Origin of the sequence: Synechocystis salina LEGE 00031 (assembly GCF_015207985.1) — a bacterium.
Lineage (GTDB): Bacteria > Cyanobacteriota > Cyanobacteriia > Cyanobacteriales > Microcystaceae > Synechocystis > Synechocystis salina.
The window spans coordinates 62455-78256 of sequence record NZ_JADEVV010000012.1; the positions used below are offsets into that span (position 1 = coordinate 62455).

The following is a 15802-nucleotide window of genomic DNA, read 5'->3' on the forward strand; positions in this document are numbered from 1 at the left end:
AGGCAAATTGATGGTAACGGATTTAAAAATAATCTATGTTGAGGATGGTTCATGATGACAAGAAGTTATGGTGCTAGGCTTCCTTCAAAAATCCTTTGTAGCTCTCCCGCCAGGGCATCTCACCAAGGATGGACACTGATAGAAGTGGCAGTGGTTGCTGTCATCGTCAGTATTTTAGCATCCTTGGCTTTGCCAAGCTTTGGCAAGATGCAGGCCAGAAATCAGCTCCGGGGGGCTATGGCCCAGGTACAGGGGGCATTTCAGGAAGCCCAAAGAAATGCAATTAAAAAAGGCTCCAGTTGTGTGGTGGATGTTAACACTACCAATAGAACAATCAGGCAAAACAGCGCAAGTTCAAATAATGGTTGCATTCCCAATCCGGTTAGCATACCAACCAATCAGAGCATCACAATGTCATCTCCCTCTGGCACCACAAGTGTTACATTCTCCTACAAAGGCAATCCCAGTGCGTCAACCGACCAAACTATAGTTCTATCCCATGAAATAACGAGCTTGGAACCTCGTTGTCTTGTGATAGCTTCCGGGATAGGCATTATGCGCTCCGGTTATTATCAAGGAATGACTTGTACCCCTGCCCCATGAAGATTAGAATTCTGGCTTCGTGAAGAATTGCTGAGATATCTCCCGGACCGCTGTTTTTATTTGAGATAATAAATATACTAAAAGCTAATGATCTCGTCGGAGATGTTAGCCTATGGTCAGTCGCACTATTTTTTACCTATTTTTCAAGCTGTTTGATCGACATCGAAAAAAATCACTTGGTTGGACTTTGATTGAAGTGGGAACAGTAGCAGTGATAGTGGGAATTTTAGCGAGTTTGGCAATACCGTCATTTATGAGAATGAAGGCCAGAATGGACACTAGAAATGGGATTGACACCCTCAAGCAAACTTTACAGCAAGCCCAGCGTAATGCCATTAAAATGGGCAAGGAATGTCGAGTGCAATTATCGCCCAGCAGTAGTCCCCCTAAGATCCTTCTTGATAATGATCCAAGGTACAGCGGCTGTTTGCCCTATCGAGAAGTGCCACTGGAAAATGTAGCATTCCATCATAACTTCCCCGGTCCTAATATTCGCTTTTCCTATAAGGGCAATTCGACTAATTTAGGTACGATGGTAATAGAGTCAAAAAATGTGACGGGGATTCGCTATTGCTTAGTAATGTCAAATATGATTGGCATGATGCGTACTGGTAATTACTCGGAGGCACCTCCCACCATTGGGTCTTCCCATTGCCAGAGAGATGTTTAGGAGAACTCGCTATGAAAATTTGGTTGTATTTGTTAATCCGCATTGAACAAAAATCAAAAGGTTTCACCTTACTGGAGCTCTTGATTGCTTCAGTTATGACTTTTTTTGTAGTTAGTGGTGTCGGGTTTGCCATTGTCATTATGACCAAGGACAATATCACTTCCCAGGTTTCTGGAGACTTGGTTTTCAATACCACTAGGGCCGCGGATTTTATTACCGACGAAATTAGGCAAGCGACTTTTATTTCAACAAATTCTGCCGATATACCAACTAGTACAGTTAGTTGTGCAATGGCAAGCGGAGAGCAATTTGTGATAGGTTTAGCGATTGCTTCTTCCCAAGTAAATGTGGTCTACTATACCAAAACTCCTCCCGGTAGTCCATGGTTGGGGCCTAGTTCGATTTACCGTTGTGGTCCCCCATTGAATGCCAGTGGACAGCTAGACCTCACTCCTGCAAACAGGACAAAATCAATTCTTGTAGATTCCATCACCACCAATGCAACCGCGAGAAACGAAACGTGTGCTTCTGGAACTACTAAGTTTCCCGCCAGTCCAAGTGCAGGGTTTTTTCTCTGTGTCAATAATAGCAACCCAAACCTTGTTGAGCTAAGGCTAACTAGTCGTTCTGATAAGTTAGCAAGTGATGGTCTTGGTGCCGGCAGAAATTCAGCAAGCTCAGGTAATTATCGAGTTGTTGCTACTGCCTTTACTCGGGCGGCTTCTGGAGTTGCAACTTTAAACGGAAGTGGAACATGCACGGGCGTTACAGTGGCAGTTGATGGCAGACCAGCAATTAACTTCTCTAGTGGCATGAGCTTGGTAGCGAACTCTAGCAGCGCATTCGTTTTTAGTCCTGGTGTATGGGTGAAGACAGGCAATACTTATACTGGTACCGGTGGTTCACTGGCTTGCACCATTACTGCATCGTTCTAGGGATTGAGTTAATCACTATAATCATTATTAGGAATGAGATTGAAGTAGTTAAAAAATCAAATTTAACTCTGGTGTTGTTTACTCATATTTTGGCTGAAGGGCGATCGCCTGCTGCATTTGCAAATATCAGAAATAGAAATAAAAAACTGGGGAAGCAAGAGGTAATTCCCGCTTCCCCAGTAATAGGCGATGGCAATGTCAAGACTAGAACTGTTTCTTAACCTGCTCAAATGTGTTGGACAATTCGTTCCAACTTTTTTCTAAGCCTGCTTGTAATTCTTCCCAAGCTGCTTCACCAGATTGTTGAAGATCGTGCCATTTCCCCATTAAAGCGTCCCGTTGGGCCTGAAGATCTTTGAGGGCTTTTTGATAGTTAACATTGGCATCTGCGGCTTTTTCTCTAGCTTCAGCAGACATTTGATCAATCTGGGCATTGAGCTTGTCAATTTTTGCTCTTACCTTCTCTTTATAGGCTTCTTTTTCTTGGGCAGTCATGGTGGTGGGGTTGGACATAAATGTTATCCTCTCTGATTTTGTTTACTGTAGGTTTTCTACGAAAGCTGTACCGGCTGGCGATCGGAAAGAAAATGTAGAACATCTCCCGGCATCACACCAGTGGGGCCAGTTAGTGTTGTTTTTTAGAATGCTTATTTGACTGAATCAGCCTAGTCCTGGGTCAGGACTAGAATCTACCAGTGATGGATAGGGCGACCACAATTAGGGCTAAAGCCAGGTTGGCGGCCAATCCGAAACCAATTAACTTGCGTCTAAACTGTTTTCTAGAGCCTGGATCAATTTCTGATACGGGGGGAGAAACCGGGTAAGCGTTAATCAAACCCGAATCGGTGACCCGGTAAGCAGGCTCAACGTTGGGGGAAGAGGGCGCATTCGCTTTGCCCTTGTTTTCTTTCATTTCTGACTCTGGAGTCAGAGGCTTTTCCCTCTCTGTCAATCCCTTAGCGGCAACTTCAGAGGGAATTAGCTCGCTTCCATCGCTGATATGTTGACCGCGGTTATTTTTAGCAGTGGTTTCTTTTTCCAGTGCTGTATTTTGGCTATCCATTGATAACCCTCCATCTAACGACAGCAAGTACTTGCCTTGCTATAAGTCCATTATAACTCCCCGTCGTGCTTTTGTCAACTCAAAGTAATTTAACTTTAAATATATTGTCGTAACTTTATAATTATTTTGTTATTACAAATGAAATCGTCAAAGCCCTATAAATTGCCATGTCAGTCCACTGAAAGTTGCTATGCTGGGAAAAGAGAAGGACTCTGTGCGGGCAATGATTAGAACAAAACCGAAATCCGATAAAGTGCTGACGATTCGCTTACCAGAAAAAGATTTGATTCATTTAGAGCGCTACTGTACGGCGGAGGGGCGGACAAAAACCGAGGTGTTGCGTCAGCTCATCCAAAATTTACCAGCGGTTCCTGACTAGGATCCTATTTTTGTTAGAATGGTGGGTCGCTCAAAATAGATAATTTAACAGTTAGCATTAAGCACTATGTACAATCCTTCCCTCCGTCGAGAAGCCCGTTATGAGCCAGCGGCGGTTTTACCTGTTACCCGTGAGCAGTCCCTGATTGACTGGCTAGAAAGTAATAATCGTTTGATTTATCGGGAAATTGAAGAGGGTACCACCAGCAATATGAGTGATGAAGATGTGGACATTGCTGAATTGATGGATGGGGATGACAATCTCTATAGTGATGATAGCAGTGATGATATGGATGAAGATTAAGCCTGAAAAGCTAAGTTAACTTAGCTGTCCAGCTAGTTTTCACAAACTCCGATCGCCATGGGAGAATCTTCTTTTTGGATATTTAGGGGGGGATTCCCAGGGGCCACCTAGGAGTGAGTGGGAAGGATGTTATTGGGGAGTCCTTATCTCATCCCAGGGATTGGGGCAGATTTTTGTGAAGAGGAGGATGTAACCTTTCCCTCGCTTTGGACAGTTTAATTGTCGAACCAATCTCATGAGGAAAGAATTCCACCATGGTAAATGCACAAATTGGCATCATCGGCGGCAGTGGGTTGTATCAAATGGACGCCCTCAAAAATGTTGAGGAGGTAACCCTTGATACGCCGTTTGGGGCGCCTTCAGGCAGTTTTATTGTGGGGGAATTGGCCGGGACACCAGTGGCTTTTTTGGCCCGCCACGGCCGGGGGCACCACCTTTTACCTAGCGAAATTCCTTTTCGAGCCAATATCCATGGCATGAAACAGTTGGGGGTTAAATATTTAATTTCTGCGTCGGCGGTGGGTTCTTTGCAGGCAGAAGCAAAACCTTTGGATATGGTTGTTCCGGATCAGTTCATTGACCGCACTCGCCAGCGGATCTCCACTTTTTTCGGCGAGGGAATTGTCGCCCACATTGGTTTTGGTAATCCCATTTGCCCCCAGTTAGCCCAGTGTCTCTCCACGGCGATCGCCAGTTTGGAACTGGAGGGGGTAACGCTCCATAACCGGGGAACCTACGTGTGTATGGAGGGCCCAGCCTTTTCCACCATTGCGGAATCGAATTTATATCGCAGTTGGGGGGGGACTGTCATCGGCATGACTAATCTGCCAGAGGCCAAGTTGGCCAGAGAAGCGGAAATTGCCTACGCCACTTTGGCCCTGGTAACCGACTATGACTGTTGGCATCCAGACCATGACCATGTGACGGTGGAGATGGTTATTGGTAACCTACAAAAAAATGCGGTTAATGCCCAACGGGTAATTCTGGAGACAGTTCAACAATTAGCGGCCAATCCCTTTGATTCCATTGCCCACAGCGCCCTACGGTATGCGGTGCTGACCCCCCCGGATAAGTTTCCCGCCGCCACCTACGAAAAGTTATCTTTGCTTTTGGACAAATATTATTCCCCTTCCCGGTAAAAGCATGGCGGAAGTTCCAAAATTGGGCAAATTTTCCCCACAGCCCGAGGATTATGCATCTTAGGCGCAGACCCTCCCATGCCGACCTTTTTCCCCAACCAGTACAATAGGGACATTACCCTTTAGCCCGTTCGACTTTTGCCCATGCATCCGGTTGTTAGTTCCGCTGAATATCGTCAACGTCGCGATCGCCTGATGGCCAAGCTAGGCCAGGGAACGGCCATTTTTGCCAGTGCCCCCCAGGCGGTGATGCACAACGATGTGGAATATGTGTTCCGTCAGGATAGTGATTTTTACTACCTAACGGGTTTCAACGAACCGGAGGCGATCGCCGTTTTCGCGCCCCACCACGAAGAACATCAATTTATTTTGTTTGTGCAGCCCAAGGATCCGGCTAAGGAAACCTGGACTGGCATTCGCTACGGTGTGGAGGGGGCCCAATCAACTTTTGGGGCGGGTATTGCCTATCCCATTGGGGAACTGGATGAGCATTTACCAAAATATCTGGAAAATGCGGACAAAATTCATTACCATCTTGGTCGAGATGAAGCGTTAAACAAAACTATTCTCCACCATTGGCAACGTCAATTGGCTGCCTATCCCCGGCGGGGCTATGGTCCCCAGGCCTTGGTTAACTCCCATGGGTTAGTGCATCCCCTGCGGCAAGTGAAAAGCGACACCGAATTAGCTCTGTTGCGGCGGGCCTGTGACCTGTCGGCGATCGCCCATCAGCGGGCTATGGAATTTGCCAGACCTGGCCACTACGAATATCAAGTCCAGGCGGAATTAGAAATTATTTTTCGGCGGGAAGGGGGTTTGGGTCCAGCCTATCCCTCCATTGTGGCGGCGGGTAAAAATGCCTGCATTTTGCACTACATCAACAATGATTGCCCCTTGACGGATGGGGATTTACTGCTCATCGATGCCGGCTGTTCCTACGGCTACTATAACGGTGACATCACCCGTACTTTTCCGGTCAACGGCAAATTCAGCCCGGAGCAACGCACTCTGTATGAAATTGTTTTAAACGCCCAGGAAGCGGCGATCGCCGCAGTGCAAGCAGGCAATCCCTACCACCAATACCATGATGCAGCGGTGTCAGTGATTGTGGATGGCCTAATGGATTTGGGTCTACTGGTGGGGGACAAGGAAGAAATTATCAAAGAAGAAAAATATAAACCCTTCTACATGCATCGCACAGGCCATTGGTTGGGTCTTGATGTGCACGATGCGGGCAATTACAAGCAGGATAAGGAAACCTGGACAGTGTTGGAGCCAGGGCAGGTGCTTACCGTGGAACCAGGTATTTACATTGCCCCGGACATAAAACCCGTGGAAGGACAGCCGGAAGTGCCGGAGCGATGGCGTGGCATTGGCATTCGCATTGAGGATGATGTATTGGTCACCGCCCAGGGCCCAGATGTGTTGACTAGCGCAGTGCCCAAGGCGATCGCCGACTTGGAACATTGATTATTGGTTAGACTCCCTAACTCCAGTCAAAACCCAAGCATAGAGGGAATTTCGCCCACTGACCCAGGGGTCTGACTAAACTGCCCTTCTGTTATCGATGCTCAGAGCAACAAGAAAAATCTCCCCAGGTTTGCCTTAACTGCAGTGGGGAGACGGAGGAGTTTAGCTTGGCACCTTGCTAACGGTTTGGCCATGGAACAATGATTGGGCTATTAGTTATTGCCCATGCTGGAGTTTTCAATCACTTTATCGATCAAGCCATAGTCCCGGGCTTCCGCCGCTGAGAGAAAATAATCTCGGTCAGTATCCTTGGCAATCTTTTCCACGGTTTGGCCGGTACGTTGAGCCATAATTTCGTTCAATTGTTGACGGATACGGAGAATTTCCCGCGCTTCAATGTCAATATCCGTTGCTTGGCGGCGACCGGTACCGCCCATGGGCTGGTGGATCATAATCCGGGCATGGGGCAGGGCTAATCGTTTTCCCGGTGCCCCAGAGGCTAACAAAAAGGCTCCCATGGATGCGGCCAGACCCACACAGATGGTAATCACTTCCGATTTGATATATTGCATGGTGTCGTAAATGGCCATGCCCGCAGTGACAGAACCACCGGGAGAGTTGATATACAGATAAATCGGCTTACTCGGATCATCAGAATCTAGATATAGCAAAAAGGCCACAATCCGATTGGCGATCGAGTCATTTACCTCTTGGCCAAGGAAAATAATCCGCTCTTGGCTCAGCCTAGTATAAATATCAATCCACCGTTCATACTGACTGCCGGGAAGACGAAACGGGACACTGGGAACACCGATAGGCATGGGTTTTTTCGCTTAAATTTGGGAATAGATTTGAATAGTCAACAAAAGTCGGGACTTAGCTGATGGGGGACTATGGCCCCGATTTGCTCAGTAGGGGTTAGAGTATTTAGGCAAGATTTAAATGGCCTAAATCACTGCCATTGGTTTGGGCAATTCCGCTGGGCTTTCTAGCACCCGGTCAATCAGTCCATACTCCTTAGCCTTGGCCGGAGTGAGATAAAAAGTCCGGTCCATGTCTTTAGCTAACCTTTCCTGGGTCTGGCCAGTGTTAAAGGAAAGAATCTCCAGCATTGTCTGTTTGTTGGAAATTACTTCCTTGGCGCGAATTTGGATATCCGTAGCCTGGCCCTGGGCCCCGGTGCGGTTTTGGTTAAGAACAATGGTGGCGTGGGGCAAACTGGCCCGATAACCCTTAGTACCAGCAGAAAGGATCATGGCGGCAGTGCCCATGGCTTGGCCAATACAAATGGTATGCACCGGAGGCTTGATGTAGTTGAGGGTGTCACAAATGGCGAAGGCTTCGGTTTCAAAACCCACCGCATCGCCGGTGTACCAGGAAGTACCGGTGGAGTTGATATAAAAATAGATTGGTTTATCGGGATCGTCGAATTGGAGATACAGCAGTTGGGCAATAATCAACTGGGTCACATCAATGCCGACCTGTTGCTTCACCTCGTCGGAGGAGAAAAGCGGCATCCCCAAGTAAACGATGCGCTCTTTAAGCAAAAGGGATTCAAGATCCGGCGGCGGCGTTTTGAAAGCCATGTCGCCATAGTAGGAGGATTGAACCGCAGTTATTTCCATGCTGTCAGGTTGGTGTCGATGGATAAAAAGGCGAAACCAGAGGAATGCCTTATTTGCCCGTGGATATTGGTTATGATCATTTTCCTTTAAGTTTAACCTTCTCTGCAAGTTTACCTAGGGCAAAGCTGCCCCTCAGAGCGTGATTACTTCGCCCCTCTCCTGTTTTTGGTGGCTAGGTCCTACGCCTTCCCAGGTAAGAAATTTCCGCAAACTCCTAGTGGCTAAGCCGTCATCAACGTTGGCAGTAACGGCCAGGAAAAACCGTCGATGTCCAGGGTAATGCTGGCGATCGCCAGGCATTTTATGGCTTGACCGAACGTGAGTTGTGACCAGCAATCAGCAGAAAACAGAGCGCTATCATTCTTTGAGTTACGCCCTGCTCTCTTTGCAACCACAGCGGTGGAAATTTAATTAACCCAACTGATCAAAGATAGAGAACATGGGTAGATACATGGAAAGCAAAATGGTACCGACCATACCGGCGATCAACACCATCATGGCTGGCTCGATGATACTGGTCAGCGCTTTAACCGTTTGTTCCACTTCATCCTCATAGAAGTCTGCCACTTTCATCATCATGGCATCCAGTTCTCCCGTTTCTTCCCCGATACTAATCATTTGAATAGCCAAAGAGGGAAAGACCTTACTTTGTTGCAGAGCCAAACTCATCATCCCCCCCTGTTGAATTTCGCTAATGGCCCCGGCGATCGCATCGGAAATTATTTTATTCGGTACAGTGTTACAAACAATTTCCAAAGATTGAATAATGGGAACCCCCGAACGGGTAAGGGTGCCAAACACGCGGCAAAACCTAGCTACGGCGGTTTTTTCATTTAAGGGGCCAAACAAGGGTAGTTTCAACATCACCGCATCAACCTGCCGCCGCCCAGCATGGGTTCCGTAATACTTTTTGAAGAGAAAACCGGCAAGCATAAAACCAATCACGGGAATGATGGCCATGGGGCTTCTCAGGAAAGCACTCAGAGCCAACATAAATTTGGTCAAAGCAGGTAGCTCCCCCCCTAGGTCATCAAAAATTCCCGCAAAGACAGGGATGAGAAAGATTGTCATACCCAAAAAGGCCACCACCGCCAGGAAGCCCACCGCCACCGGGTAAGCCATGGCGGACTTAATCTGGTTTTGCAGACGGGCCATGTCTTCCAGGAGTTTGGAAAGCCGGTTAAGCACTTCATCCAAAACCCCCCCAGTTTCCCCGGCTTCCACCATGCTGACGTAGAGATCGTCAAAACAGTCGGGATACTTGGCCATGGCTTCGGAAAGGTTTGTCCCCTGTTGCACATCGCCACTAATACCAGTTAAAGCCCGTTTTAATTTGGGGTTGGGGCATTGTTCCGACAGCACCCCCAAACAACGAACGATCGCCACGCCGGCATTGATCATGACGGAAAACTGACGGGAGAAAACCGCTTTGTCCTTAACGCTAACGTTGTTGAGTAAATTCTCGAGAAACTCAAGGTTGATTTCCCCCCCAACTGGTTTGATGGTACCGATCGCCGCGTATTGTTGGCGGAGGATGGTACGAGCCTGTTCCGGGCTCATGGCTTCCACCTTGGCTTTGGTGGTTTTACCCTTACGATCTTTAACTTGAGCGACAAACGTAGCCATGGTTAATTGTCTCCGTCACTGGACTGGTTTGTCCTGGGGCCATGGGCCTTGTTAAACCGATTTTTTCGCTGGCTCCCCCGGTCTTCCCTAGTCTAGATCAGCGATTCAGTACTAATTTTCCTCCCACCGTTTCTATGAATAAGTACTCCCCCCATCAGTGTCTAAGGCGGCAACTTTCCCTGCTGGGTCTGTTGAGTTTTTCCCTTATGGGTTGCAGTAACCTCTGGGAGCAAAATGTCAAAGCCCAAACGGAGAACACTGAATCAAACCAGGCGATCGCCGTGGATGTGACCTTGGCTAAACCGGGTGCCCTGGGGGGAGAGTTGGAATATACGGGCACCACTGCCCCGGTGCGGGAGGTTTCCATCAAGTCCCAAATTGAAGGACGCTTGCAAAAGTTATTGGTGGATGTGGGCGATCGAGTAAAAGGGGAGGAAGTGTTAGCGGAAATTGAAGATGATTTACTGCTGGGAGCGGTGGACCAAGCCAAAGCAGAGAAAATGGCCCAACGCTCAGAAGTGTTGACCGCCCAAAGTCAGGTGGGGGATGCCAAAATTCGGGTGGAACAGGCCCGGTTACAGCTACAACAGGCCCAGGCGGACATTACCAGACTAGAAACTTCCCTCAATGCCCGCATTGAACAAGCCCGGCTGGAAGTGGATCAAACCCAGGCCGATGCCGCTCGCTTCCGTTTGTTGGCTGAAGAGGGGGCCGGCGGTGCCCAACAGGCTGAACAGGCAGAAACCAGAGCCCGCCAAGCCAAGGAAATTTTACGCAACGAACAGGCCAGTGCCAGTCAACAACTGAGTCAGGCCAAAACTGCGGCTAAAACCGCTTCCCAAATCCTCAACTCGGCGATCGCCCAGGTGGAAATTGAGCAACAAAGGGTGGGGGCGGCCACGGCCCAGATGAATGCCCAGCGAGCTTCCATTGACCAGGCCCAAACCAGACAACAGTACGCCACCGTCAGGGCACCATTTCCCGGTAGGGTATTGCGGCGATCGAGTGAATCGGGCAATTTAGTGCAACCCGGGACGGAAATTTTACAACTGGGGGATTTTCGTCAGCTAGAAATTAACGTGCAGGTATCGGAATTACAATTAGCCCAAATTGCGTTGCAGCAACAGGTCAATGTCAAACTAGATGCCTTTCCTGGCGAGAGTTTTACTGGGGTGGTAACCCGTATTTCCCCACAGGCCGATGTTAGCTCCCGCTTAGTGCCAGTGGAAGTAACCATGGATAATCCCGGTGAAAAAATTGGGGCCGGACTGTTAGCTCGGGTCAACTTTGGTGCTAGTAATGCCACCAATGTGGTGGTGCCGGAATCCGCCATTGTCGATGAAGATGCCATCTTTGTGGTGACCAAGGAGGGAGAAAAAGACGTACTGGAACGGCGATCGGTCACCCTCGGAGAAATTGCCAACGGCAAAGTGGAAGTTGTGGCAGGACTAGCTCCCCAGGAACGGTTTGTTGTCCGTAGTAGCAGACCTTTACAACCAGACAGTCCCATTCGTCTCAGCGTGCTATCAGAGAAATAGCCAGTTGCTAGGGGTTGGTCAATGGTTGTTTTATTTCGCCCCATTTATATTCCTTTCCTAGCTTAACCGCCTAATCTTTCCCTAGCGCCAGCGACTGTTTCTACCCCCACTCCCCATCTTTCCCAAGCCCATGTCCTCCCCCAATTCTGCTTTTAGCCTGAGTGGCCTGGCCATCCGTCGGCACATTGCTACCCTGATGCTCACCCTAGCCATCATTGTGTTAGGGGTGTTTGCCGTTTTTTCCCTACCGGTGGATCTGTTACCTTCCATCACCTATCCCCGCATTGGGGTGCGACTAGATGCCCCAGGGGTTTCTCCGGAAGTGGCGGTGGATGAAATTACCAGACCATTGGAAGCGGCCCTATCGGCCACGGAAGGAGTCGTTCAGGTTTATTCCCAGACCAGGGAAGGGCAGATCAGTCTCGATTTATTTTTTGAGCCAGGGGGAAATATTGACCAGGCATTGAATGATGCCACGGCAACTTTTAACCGAGCCCGCAATCAACTACCGGATAATTTAGAAACGCCCCGGTTATTTAAGTTCGACCCTTCCCAATTACCGGTGTACGAGTTCGCGGTGACTTCCCCGGAATTGTCGGGGCCATCGTTGCGGGTATTTGCAGAGGAAGAGTTAGCTCGGGAACTAGGAGTAGTGCCAGGGGTGGCATCGGTGAATGTGTCGGGGGCGGCCCAAGAGGAAGTGCGGGTAAATATCGATTTACAACGGCTACAGCGGTCAGGGGTGAGCTTGACCCAGGTGTTGGAGGCTTTACAGAGTCGTAATGTGGATATTTCCGGGGGCAGAATTGTTGGTGCGGAGTCGGAACCCCTCACCCGCACAGTGGGAAGGTTTGCTTCAGCCCAGGAAATTGAGGATTTGGTGGTGGGGACAGTCCCTAGTGGAGAGGGTCAACCCGCCCAGAAGATTTATTTACGGGATGTGGCCAGTGTCATCGATGGTACAGAAGAAGAACGAATTTTTGTCACCCTCAACGGTAGCCCCGCAGTGAAAGTGAGTGTGCAGAAACAACCGGAGGCTAACACCATTGAAGTGGTGGATGGAGTCAAAAAACGCTTAGATGAGTTGCGCACGGAAGGCATTATTCCCCAGCAGGCAGAACTGACCACCACCCTGGATGATTCCGTCTTTATCCGTAACTCGGTTAACAATGTTGTCGTGTCCGGGCTCATTGGCACTACTCTGGCGGCGATCGCCGTTTTGCTGTTCCTGGGCTCTTTGCGACAAACGCTAATTATTGTCTTGGCCATTCCCTTGGCCACCATGGCGGCCATTATTGTCATGAAGGCCTTTGGCCTATCCCTGAACGTTTTTAGTTTAGGTGGCTTGGCCCTAGGGGTGGGCATTGTGGTGGATAACTCCATTGTGATGCTGGAAACCATTGCCGAAGGGGCGGGCATGACCCCGGGCAAAGTTAATGCCGTGCCACTGACTAAAGGAGAAATGCGCCATCAGGCGATCAACCGTAGTCAAACGGTGGAGTCGGCCTTGGTGGCTTCCACTAGCACTAACCTGGTGGCGGTGTTGCCCTTTTTAATGATTGGTGGCTTCATTGCCCTGATTTTTAACGAATTAATTCTGACCATTAGTTTTGCGGTAGCGGCTTCCATCCTGGTGGCGGTGACCTTGGTGCCCATGGCCGCTTCCCGTTTACTGGCTATTCGACAACGGAGTGGTTTAGGTAATTGGTTTTTCTTTCGGGAATTTAATCGACGTTTTGCAGGGGCCACAGCGGCCTACGCCCGTTTCCTCTCCATTTTGATCCGCCATCGACTGGTGGCTGTAGCCTGCATTTTCATCGTTTTTGGGGGCAGCAGTATTTGGATGATCCAACAAATTCCCCAGGAAATTTTGCCCCGCATCAACACTGGCCAAGCCAACATGTTTGCCCAGTTTCCCCCCGGCACTCCTTTGGAAGACAACAAACGTCTGATGGCGATCGTGGATGACATTCTGATTAACCAACCGGAAACGGAATATGCCTTTACCACCGTGGGGGGCTTTCTCTTTGGTAGCAATGTCAATGCCAATGCCCTCCGTAGTTCTAGCACCATTACTCTTAAACCCAATACTGATGTGGAAGCTTTTACGGAGCGGGTTACGGCGGAACTAGAAGCATTGAACTTGGTGGATATTCGCCTGCGGGTAGCGCCGGGGCAGTTGCGAGGCTTAATTTTGAGTAATTCGCCCCTGCGTAATGTAGATGTGGATGTAATTCTGCAGGGCAATGATGCCGACGGGTTAGACCAGGCGGGGCGGGCAGTGTTGACGGAATTGGGGGAAAAAGTGACATTGGCCCGTTTTCGTCCCGATGCGGATCCCCGACAACCGGAAGTACAAATTCTGCCGGATTGGGCCAGGGCAACGGAGCTAGGTTTAACGACCCAAGCCATCGGACAAACTATCCAAACTGCCTTAGATGGGGCGGTGCCCACCCAGTTACAGCGGGAAAATCGCCTGGTGGACGTGCGGGTGAAATTGGACAATGACCTCCTCTCTGGCCCTGGAGACCTGGCCCAAATTCCCCTTTTTATCGATGGCGATCGCCCAATTCGTTTGGGAGATGTGGCCCGTATTGATCAAGGCCGAGCACCGGGGGAAATTCAGCGTATTAACCAACGGCCGGTGTTTTTAATTGCTGGAACTTTAGTGGAAGGGGCCCGCCTCAGTGAAGCATTGGAACAGGTGGATCAAGTTTTATCTGCCATGGAGTTACCCCCTGGGGTTTCCCGACTCCCCAGTACGGCGGCCGCTAGTAATGAACAATTACAGTCTTCCCTGGTGGTTTTGGGGGGCTTGGCCGCTTTTCTCGTTTTTGTGGTCATGGCGGTGCAATACAATTCTCTCCTCGATCCCCTGGTGATTATGTTCACTCTCCCCTTAGCCTTAGCTGGAGGTATTTTGGGCTTATACATTACCCAAACGGCGATCGGGGCCACGGTAATTGTGGGCACAGTTCTCCTAGTGGGTATTGTGGTCAACAACGCCATCATTATGGTGGAATTAGCCAATCAAATCTGGGTCCAGGAGGGCATCAGCCGGGAAGCCGCTATCTTGCGGGCAGCTCCCCAACGATTACGCCCCATTTTAATGACCACCATCACCACCGTGTTGGGAATGTTTCCCCTGGCTCTGGGCATTGGTCAAGGCTCGGAATTACTGCAACCCTTGGGCATTGTGGTTTTTTCTGGTCTTTCCTTAGCAACTTTGTTGACCCTATTTTTAATTCCTTGTTTATACGTGTTGCTACACCAATGGGAAGGAGTCGATTTAGAAAAAGTCAAAACAGATTTGGAATCCCGTTTAACCGAGGAAGATATCCCTACCAAAATTTAATAATCCCTCAGCCTCACACAATCCCATGTACGAAAGATACTTTTGCCTGAAACTTGTTTTATTCTGGTAGTCAGACTTGGTAGTCCTAAGTATTGTCTTCTAGTAAGTCGAAAATTGACCGAATTTTTTATGCAAGTTCAACAAATTCCTATTTACCAATTTCTTGAAAGTGCAGGCAAGAATTTCATTATTCCTGTGTATCAAAGAGACTATTAACATAATGAACACTATTACCCTAAAACTTTCTTCTGTACTTTATCAAACGTTACAAAATTTAGCAGTTCAAACAGGGCGATCGCCTGAGGAAATTGCCACAGAATTATTAGCAAAAGACTTAGAAATTATTGATGATCCTGTGGATGAATTCATTGGAGCTTTTCAAAGTAATATTCCTGATTGGGGAGAAAATCACGATTATTATTTAAGCCAGGAATTACAAGAAAATCATCATGACTAAACTATTTGTAGATACTTCAGGTTGGGCAAATCTGATTGATATTAGTCAGCCCTATCATAATCTTGCCGTTGAAATATATCATGAGCATCGTTCCCAGAAATATAAAATTATCACCACAAACTATATTATTTGTGAATTAGTTGCACTACTCTCTAGTCCTCTCCGTATTCCCAAAGCTAAAGTAATCGCCTTTATTCAGAGTCTTAAAAAATCACCCTTTATTCAAATTATTCATGTCGATCAAATAATTGACTCTTACGCCTGGGAATTATTAACTCAACGTGAAGATAAGAATTGGAGTTTAGTGAATTGTTCTAGCTTCATCATCATGAAACAAAATAAAATTAACGAAGCACTCACAAGTGATCATCATTTTGAACAAGCTGGGCTGATAAAATTGTTATGAAATCACAACTCTATGTTGGAAATAAACATTTATAGCTGATTTATTTAGTTTTGAGACGTTTTGCTGAAGTTGTATGGTAACATGTTGGAAGAATAACACAAGAATCCATAAATAAATCAGTCATGACTTACGATCTTGATTTACGTATTAAGGTTATAGATTTCATCGAGAGTGGTGGTGGAATCACAAAGGCTTCGAAAATATTTAAGGTAGGCAGAGCAACAATTTATCGC

18 protein-coding genes are annotated in these 15802 nt (G+C 48.1%); 12 read left to right on the forward strand and 6 right to left on the reverse strand.

Going from position 1 to position 15802, the window contains the following annotated elements; translation table 11 throughout:
• The first annotated feature begins 54 nt into the window (after positions 1-54).
• The 3 genes from IQ217_RS19465 (at position 55) to IQ217_RS06010 (ending at position 2208) form a co-directional block, all read left to right on the forward strand.
• A complete protein-coding gene (locus IQ217_RS19465; protein WP_190598530.1) occupies positions 55-603 on the forward strand; it encodes a pilus assembly FimT family protein in 549 nt (182 codons plus the stop codon).
• Between the two features lie 271 nt (positions 604-874).
• A complete protein-coding gene (locus tag IQ217_RS06005; RefSeq protein WP_228016911.1) occupies positions 875-1273 on the forward strand; it encodes a hypothetical protein in 399 nt (132 codons plus the stop codon).
• Between the two features lie 11 nt (positions 1274-1284).
• A complete protein-coding gene (locus IQ217_RS06010) occupies positions 1285-2208 on the forward strand; it encodes a PilW family protein (protein WP_194019272.1) in 924 nt (307 codons plus the stop codon).
• Positions 2209-2412: 204 nt separating this feature from the next.
• Here the strand turns inward: IQ217_RS06010 and IQ217_RS06015 are convergent, their stop codons facing one another.
• Both IQ217_RS06015 and IQ217_RS06020 read right to left on the reverse strand, forming a co-directional pair.
• A complete protein-coding gene (locus IQ217_RS06015) occupies positions 2413-2721 on the reverse strand; it encodes a sll1863 family stress response protein (RefSeq protein ID WP_190598527.1) in 309 nt (102 codons plus the stop codon).
• Between the two features lie 169 nt (positions 2722-2890).
• Positions 2891-3271 carry a hypothetical protein gene (locus IQ217_RS06020; RefSeq protein WP_228023949.1) on the reverse strand — a complete coding sequence of 127 codons (381 nt, stop codon included), beginning with the start codon at positions 3269-3271 and terminating at the stop codon, positions 2891-2893.
• Between the two features lie 190 nt (positions 3272-3461).
• Here IQ217_RS06020 and IQ217_RS06025 point away from each other — a divergent pair, with 190 nt between their 5' ends.
• The 4 genes from IQ217_RS06025 to IQ217_RS06040 all read left to right on the forward strand — a co-directional run bounded on the left by IQ217_RS06025 (position 3462) and on the right by IQ217_RS06040 (position 6562).
• Positions 3462-3650, forward strand: coding sequence for a hypothetical protein (locus IQ217_RS06025; RefSeq protein WP_190598526.1), 189 nt, complete (start codon positions 3462-3464; stop codon positions 3648-3650).
• Positions 3651-3716: 66 nt separating this feature from the next.
• Positions 3717-3953 (forward strand): DUF3134 domain-containing protein, encoded by a 237-nt coding sequence (locus IQ217_RS06030; RefSeq protein WP_190598525.1) that lies wholly within the window; start codon positions 3717-3719, stop codon positions 3951-3953.
• 254 nt (positions 3954-4207) lie between these two features.
• A complete protein-coding gene (locus IQ217_RS06035; RefSeq protein WP_194019273.1) occupies positions 4208-5092 on the forward strand; it encodes an S-methyl-5'-thioadenosine phosphorylase in 885 nt (294 codons plus the stop codon).
• Positions 5093-5236: 144 nt separating this feature from the next.
• Positions 5237-6562 carry an aminopeptidase P N-terminal domain-containing protein gene (locus IQ217_RS06040; protein WP_194019274.1) on the forward strand — a complete coding sequence of 442 codons (1326 nt, stop codon included), beginning with the start codon at positions 5237-5239 and terminating at the stop codon, positions 6560-6562.
• A 212-nt stretch (positions 6563-6774) separates the two neighbouring features.
• Here IQ217_RS06040 and IQ217_RS06045 read toward each other — a convergent pair whose 3' ends face one another.
• The 4 genes from IQ217_RS06045 to IQ217_RS06060 form a co-directional block, all read right to left on the reverse strand.
• Entirely contained in the window at positions 6775-7383 is a 609-nt protein-coding gene (locus IQ217_RS06045; protein ID WP_194019275.1) for an ATP-dependent Clp protease proteolytic subunit, read from the reverse strand.
• A gap of 126 nt (positions 7384-7509) precedes the next feature.
• Positions 7510-8187, reverse strand: coding sequence for an ATP-dependent Clp protease proteolytic subunit (locus IQ217_RS06050; protein ID WP_190598521.1), 678 nt, complete (start codon positions 8185-8187; stop codon positions 7510-7512).
• 221 nt (positions 8188-8408) lie between these two features.
• Positions 8409-8582, reverse strand: coding sequence for a hypothetical protein (locus IQ217_RS06055; RefSeq protein ID WP_194019276.1), 174 nt, complete (start codon positions 8580-8582; stop codon positions 8409-8411).
• Positions 8583-8598: 16 nt separating this feature from the next.
• The gene (locus IQ217_RS06060) at positions 8599-9813 is read right to left on the reverse strand and encodes a type II secretion system F family protein (protein ID WP_194019277.1); all 1215 of its coding nucleotides are present in this window, start codon (positions 9811-9813) and stop codon (positions 8599-8601) included.
• Positions 9814-9947: 134 nt separating this feature from the next.
• On the opposite strand from IQ217_RS06060, the gene IQ217_RS06065 reads away from it, so the two are divergent.
• The 5 genes from IQ217_RS06065 to IQ217_RS06085 form a co-directional block, all read left to right on the forward strand.
• Positions 9948-11351 carry an efflux RND transporter periplasmic adaptor subunit gene (locus tag IQ217_RS06065; RefSeq protein ID WP_194019278.1) on the forward strand — a complete coding sequence of 468 codons (1404 nt, stop codon included), beginning with the start codon at positions 9948-9950 and terminating at the stop codon, positions 11349-11351.
• A 130-nt stretch (positions 11352-11481) separates the two neighbouring features.
• The gene (locus IQ217_RS06070; protein WP_194019279.1) at positions 11482-14706 is read left to right on the forward strand and encodes an efflux RND transporter permease subunit; all 3225 of its coding nucleotides are present in this window, start codon (positions 11482-11484) and stop codon (positions 14704-14706) included.
• Positions 14707-14926: 220 nt separating this feature from the next.
• Positions 14927-15163, forward strand: a complete 237-nt coding sequence (locus IQ217_RS06075) for a hypothetical protein (RefSeq protein WP_194019280.1) — start codon at positions 14927-14929, stop codon at positions 15161-15163.
• Positions 15156-15569: a type II toxin-antitoxin system VapC family toxin gene (locus IQ217_RS06080; RefSeq protein ID WP_194019281.1), complete on the forward strand. Its 414-nt coding sequence runs from the start codon at positions 15156-15158 to the stop codon at positions 15567-15569. The genes IQ217_RS06075 and IQ217_RS06080 overlap by 8 nt, the downstream gene beginning before the upstream one ends.
• 122 nt (positions 15570-15691) lie before the next feature.
• The coding region (locus tag IQ217_RS06085) for an IS630 transposase-related protein (protein WP_228025703.1) at positions 15692-15802 on the forward strand (111 nt) is incomplete at its 3' end.

Bases quoted from the DNA above. Each gene is read 5' to 3' on its own strand.
- IQ217_RS06040 (WP_194019274.1), top strand. From the start codon at position 5,237: ATGCATCCGGTTGTTAGTTCCGCTGAATATCGTCAACGTCGCGATCGC.
- IQ217_RS06035 (WP_194019273.1), top strand. From the start codon at position 4,208: ATGGTAAATGCACAAATTGGCATCATCGGCGGCAGTGGGTTGTATCAA.
- IQ217_RS06025 (WP_190598526.1), top strand. From the start codon at position 3,462: ATGCTGGGAAAAGAGAAGGACTCTGTGCGGGCAATGATTAGAACAAAA.
- IQ217_RS06005 (WP_228016911.1), top strand. From the start codon at position 875: ATGGACACTAGAAATGGGATTGACACCCTCAAGCAAACTTTACAGCAA.
- IQ217_RS06030 (WP_190598525.1), top strand. From the start codon at position 3,717: ATGTACAATCCTTCCCTCCGTCGAGAAGCCCGTTATGAGCCAGCGGCG.
- IQ217_RS06065 (WP_194019278.1), top strand. From the start codon at position 9,948: ATGAATAAGTACTCCCCCCATCAGTGTCTAAGGCGGCAACTTTCCCTG.
- IQ217_RS19465 (WP_190598530.1), top strand. From the start codon at position 55: ATGACAAGAAGTTATGGTGCTAGGCTTCCTTCAAAAATCCTTTGTAGC.
- IQ217_RS06045 (WP_194019275.1), bottom strand. From the start codon at position 7,383: ATGCCTATCGGTGTTCCCAGTGTCCCGTTTCGTCTTCCCGGCAGTCAG.
- IQ217_RS06060 (WP_194019277.1), bottom strand. From the start codon at position 9,813: ATGGCTACGTTTGTCGCTCAAGTTAAAGATCGTAAGGGTAAAACCACC.
- IQ217_RS06080 (WP_194019281.1), top strand. From the start codon at position 15,156: ATGACTAAACTATTTGTAGATACTTCAGGTTGGGCAAATCTGATTGAT.
- IQ217_RS06010 (WP_194019272.1), top strand. From the start codon at position 1,285: ATGAAAATTTGGTTGTATTTGTTAATCCGCATTGAACAAAAATCAAAA.
- IQ217_RS06050 (WP_190598521.1), bottom strand. From the start codon at position 8,187: ATGGAAATAACTGCGGTTCAATCCTCCTACTATGGCGACATGGCTTTC.
- IQ217_RS06070 (WP_194019279.1), top strand. From the start codon at position 11,482: ATGTCCTCCCCCAATTCTGCTTTTAGCCTGAGTGGCCTGGCCATCCGT.
- IQ217_RS06020 (WP_228023949.1), bottom strand. From the start codon at position 3,271: ATGGATAGCCAAAATACAGCACTGGAAAAAGAAACCACTGCTAAAAAT.
- IQ217_RS06075 (WP_194019280.1), top strand. From the start codon at position 14,927: ATGAACACTATTACCCTAAAACTTTCTTCTGTACTTTATCAAACGTTA.
- IQ217_RS06015 (WP_190598527.1), bottom strand. From the start codon at position 2,721: ATGTCCAACCCCACCACCATGACTGCCCAAGAAAAAGAAGCCTATAAA.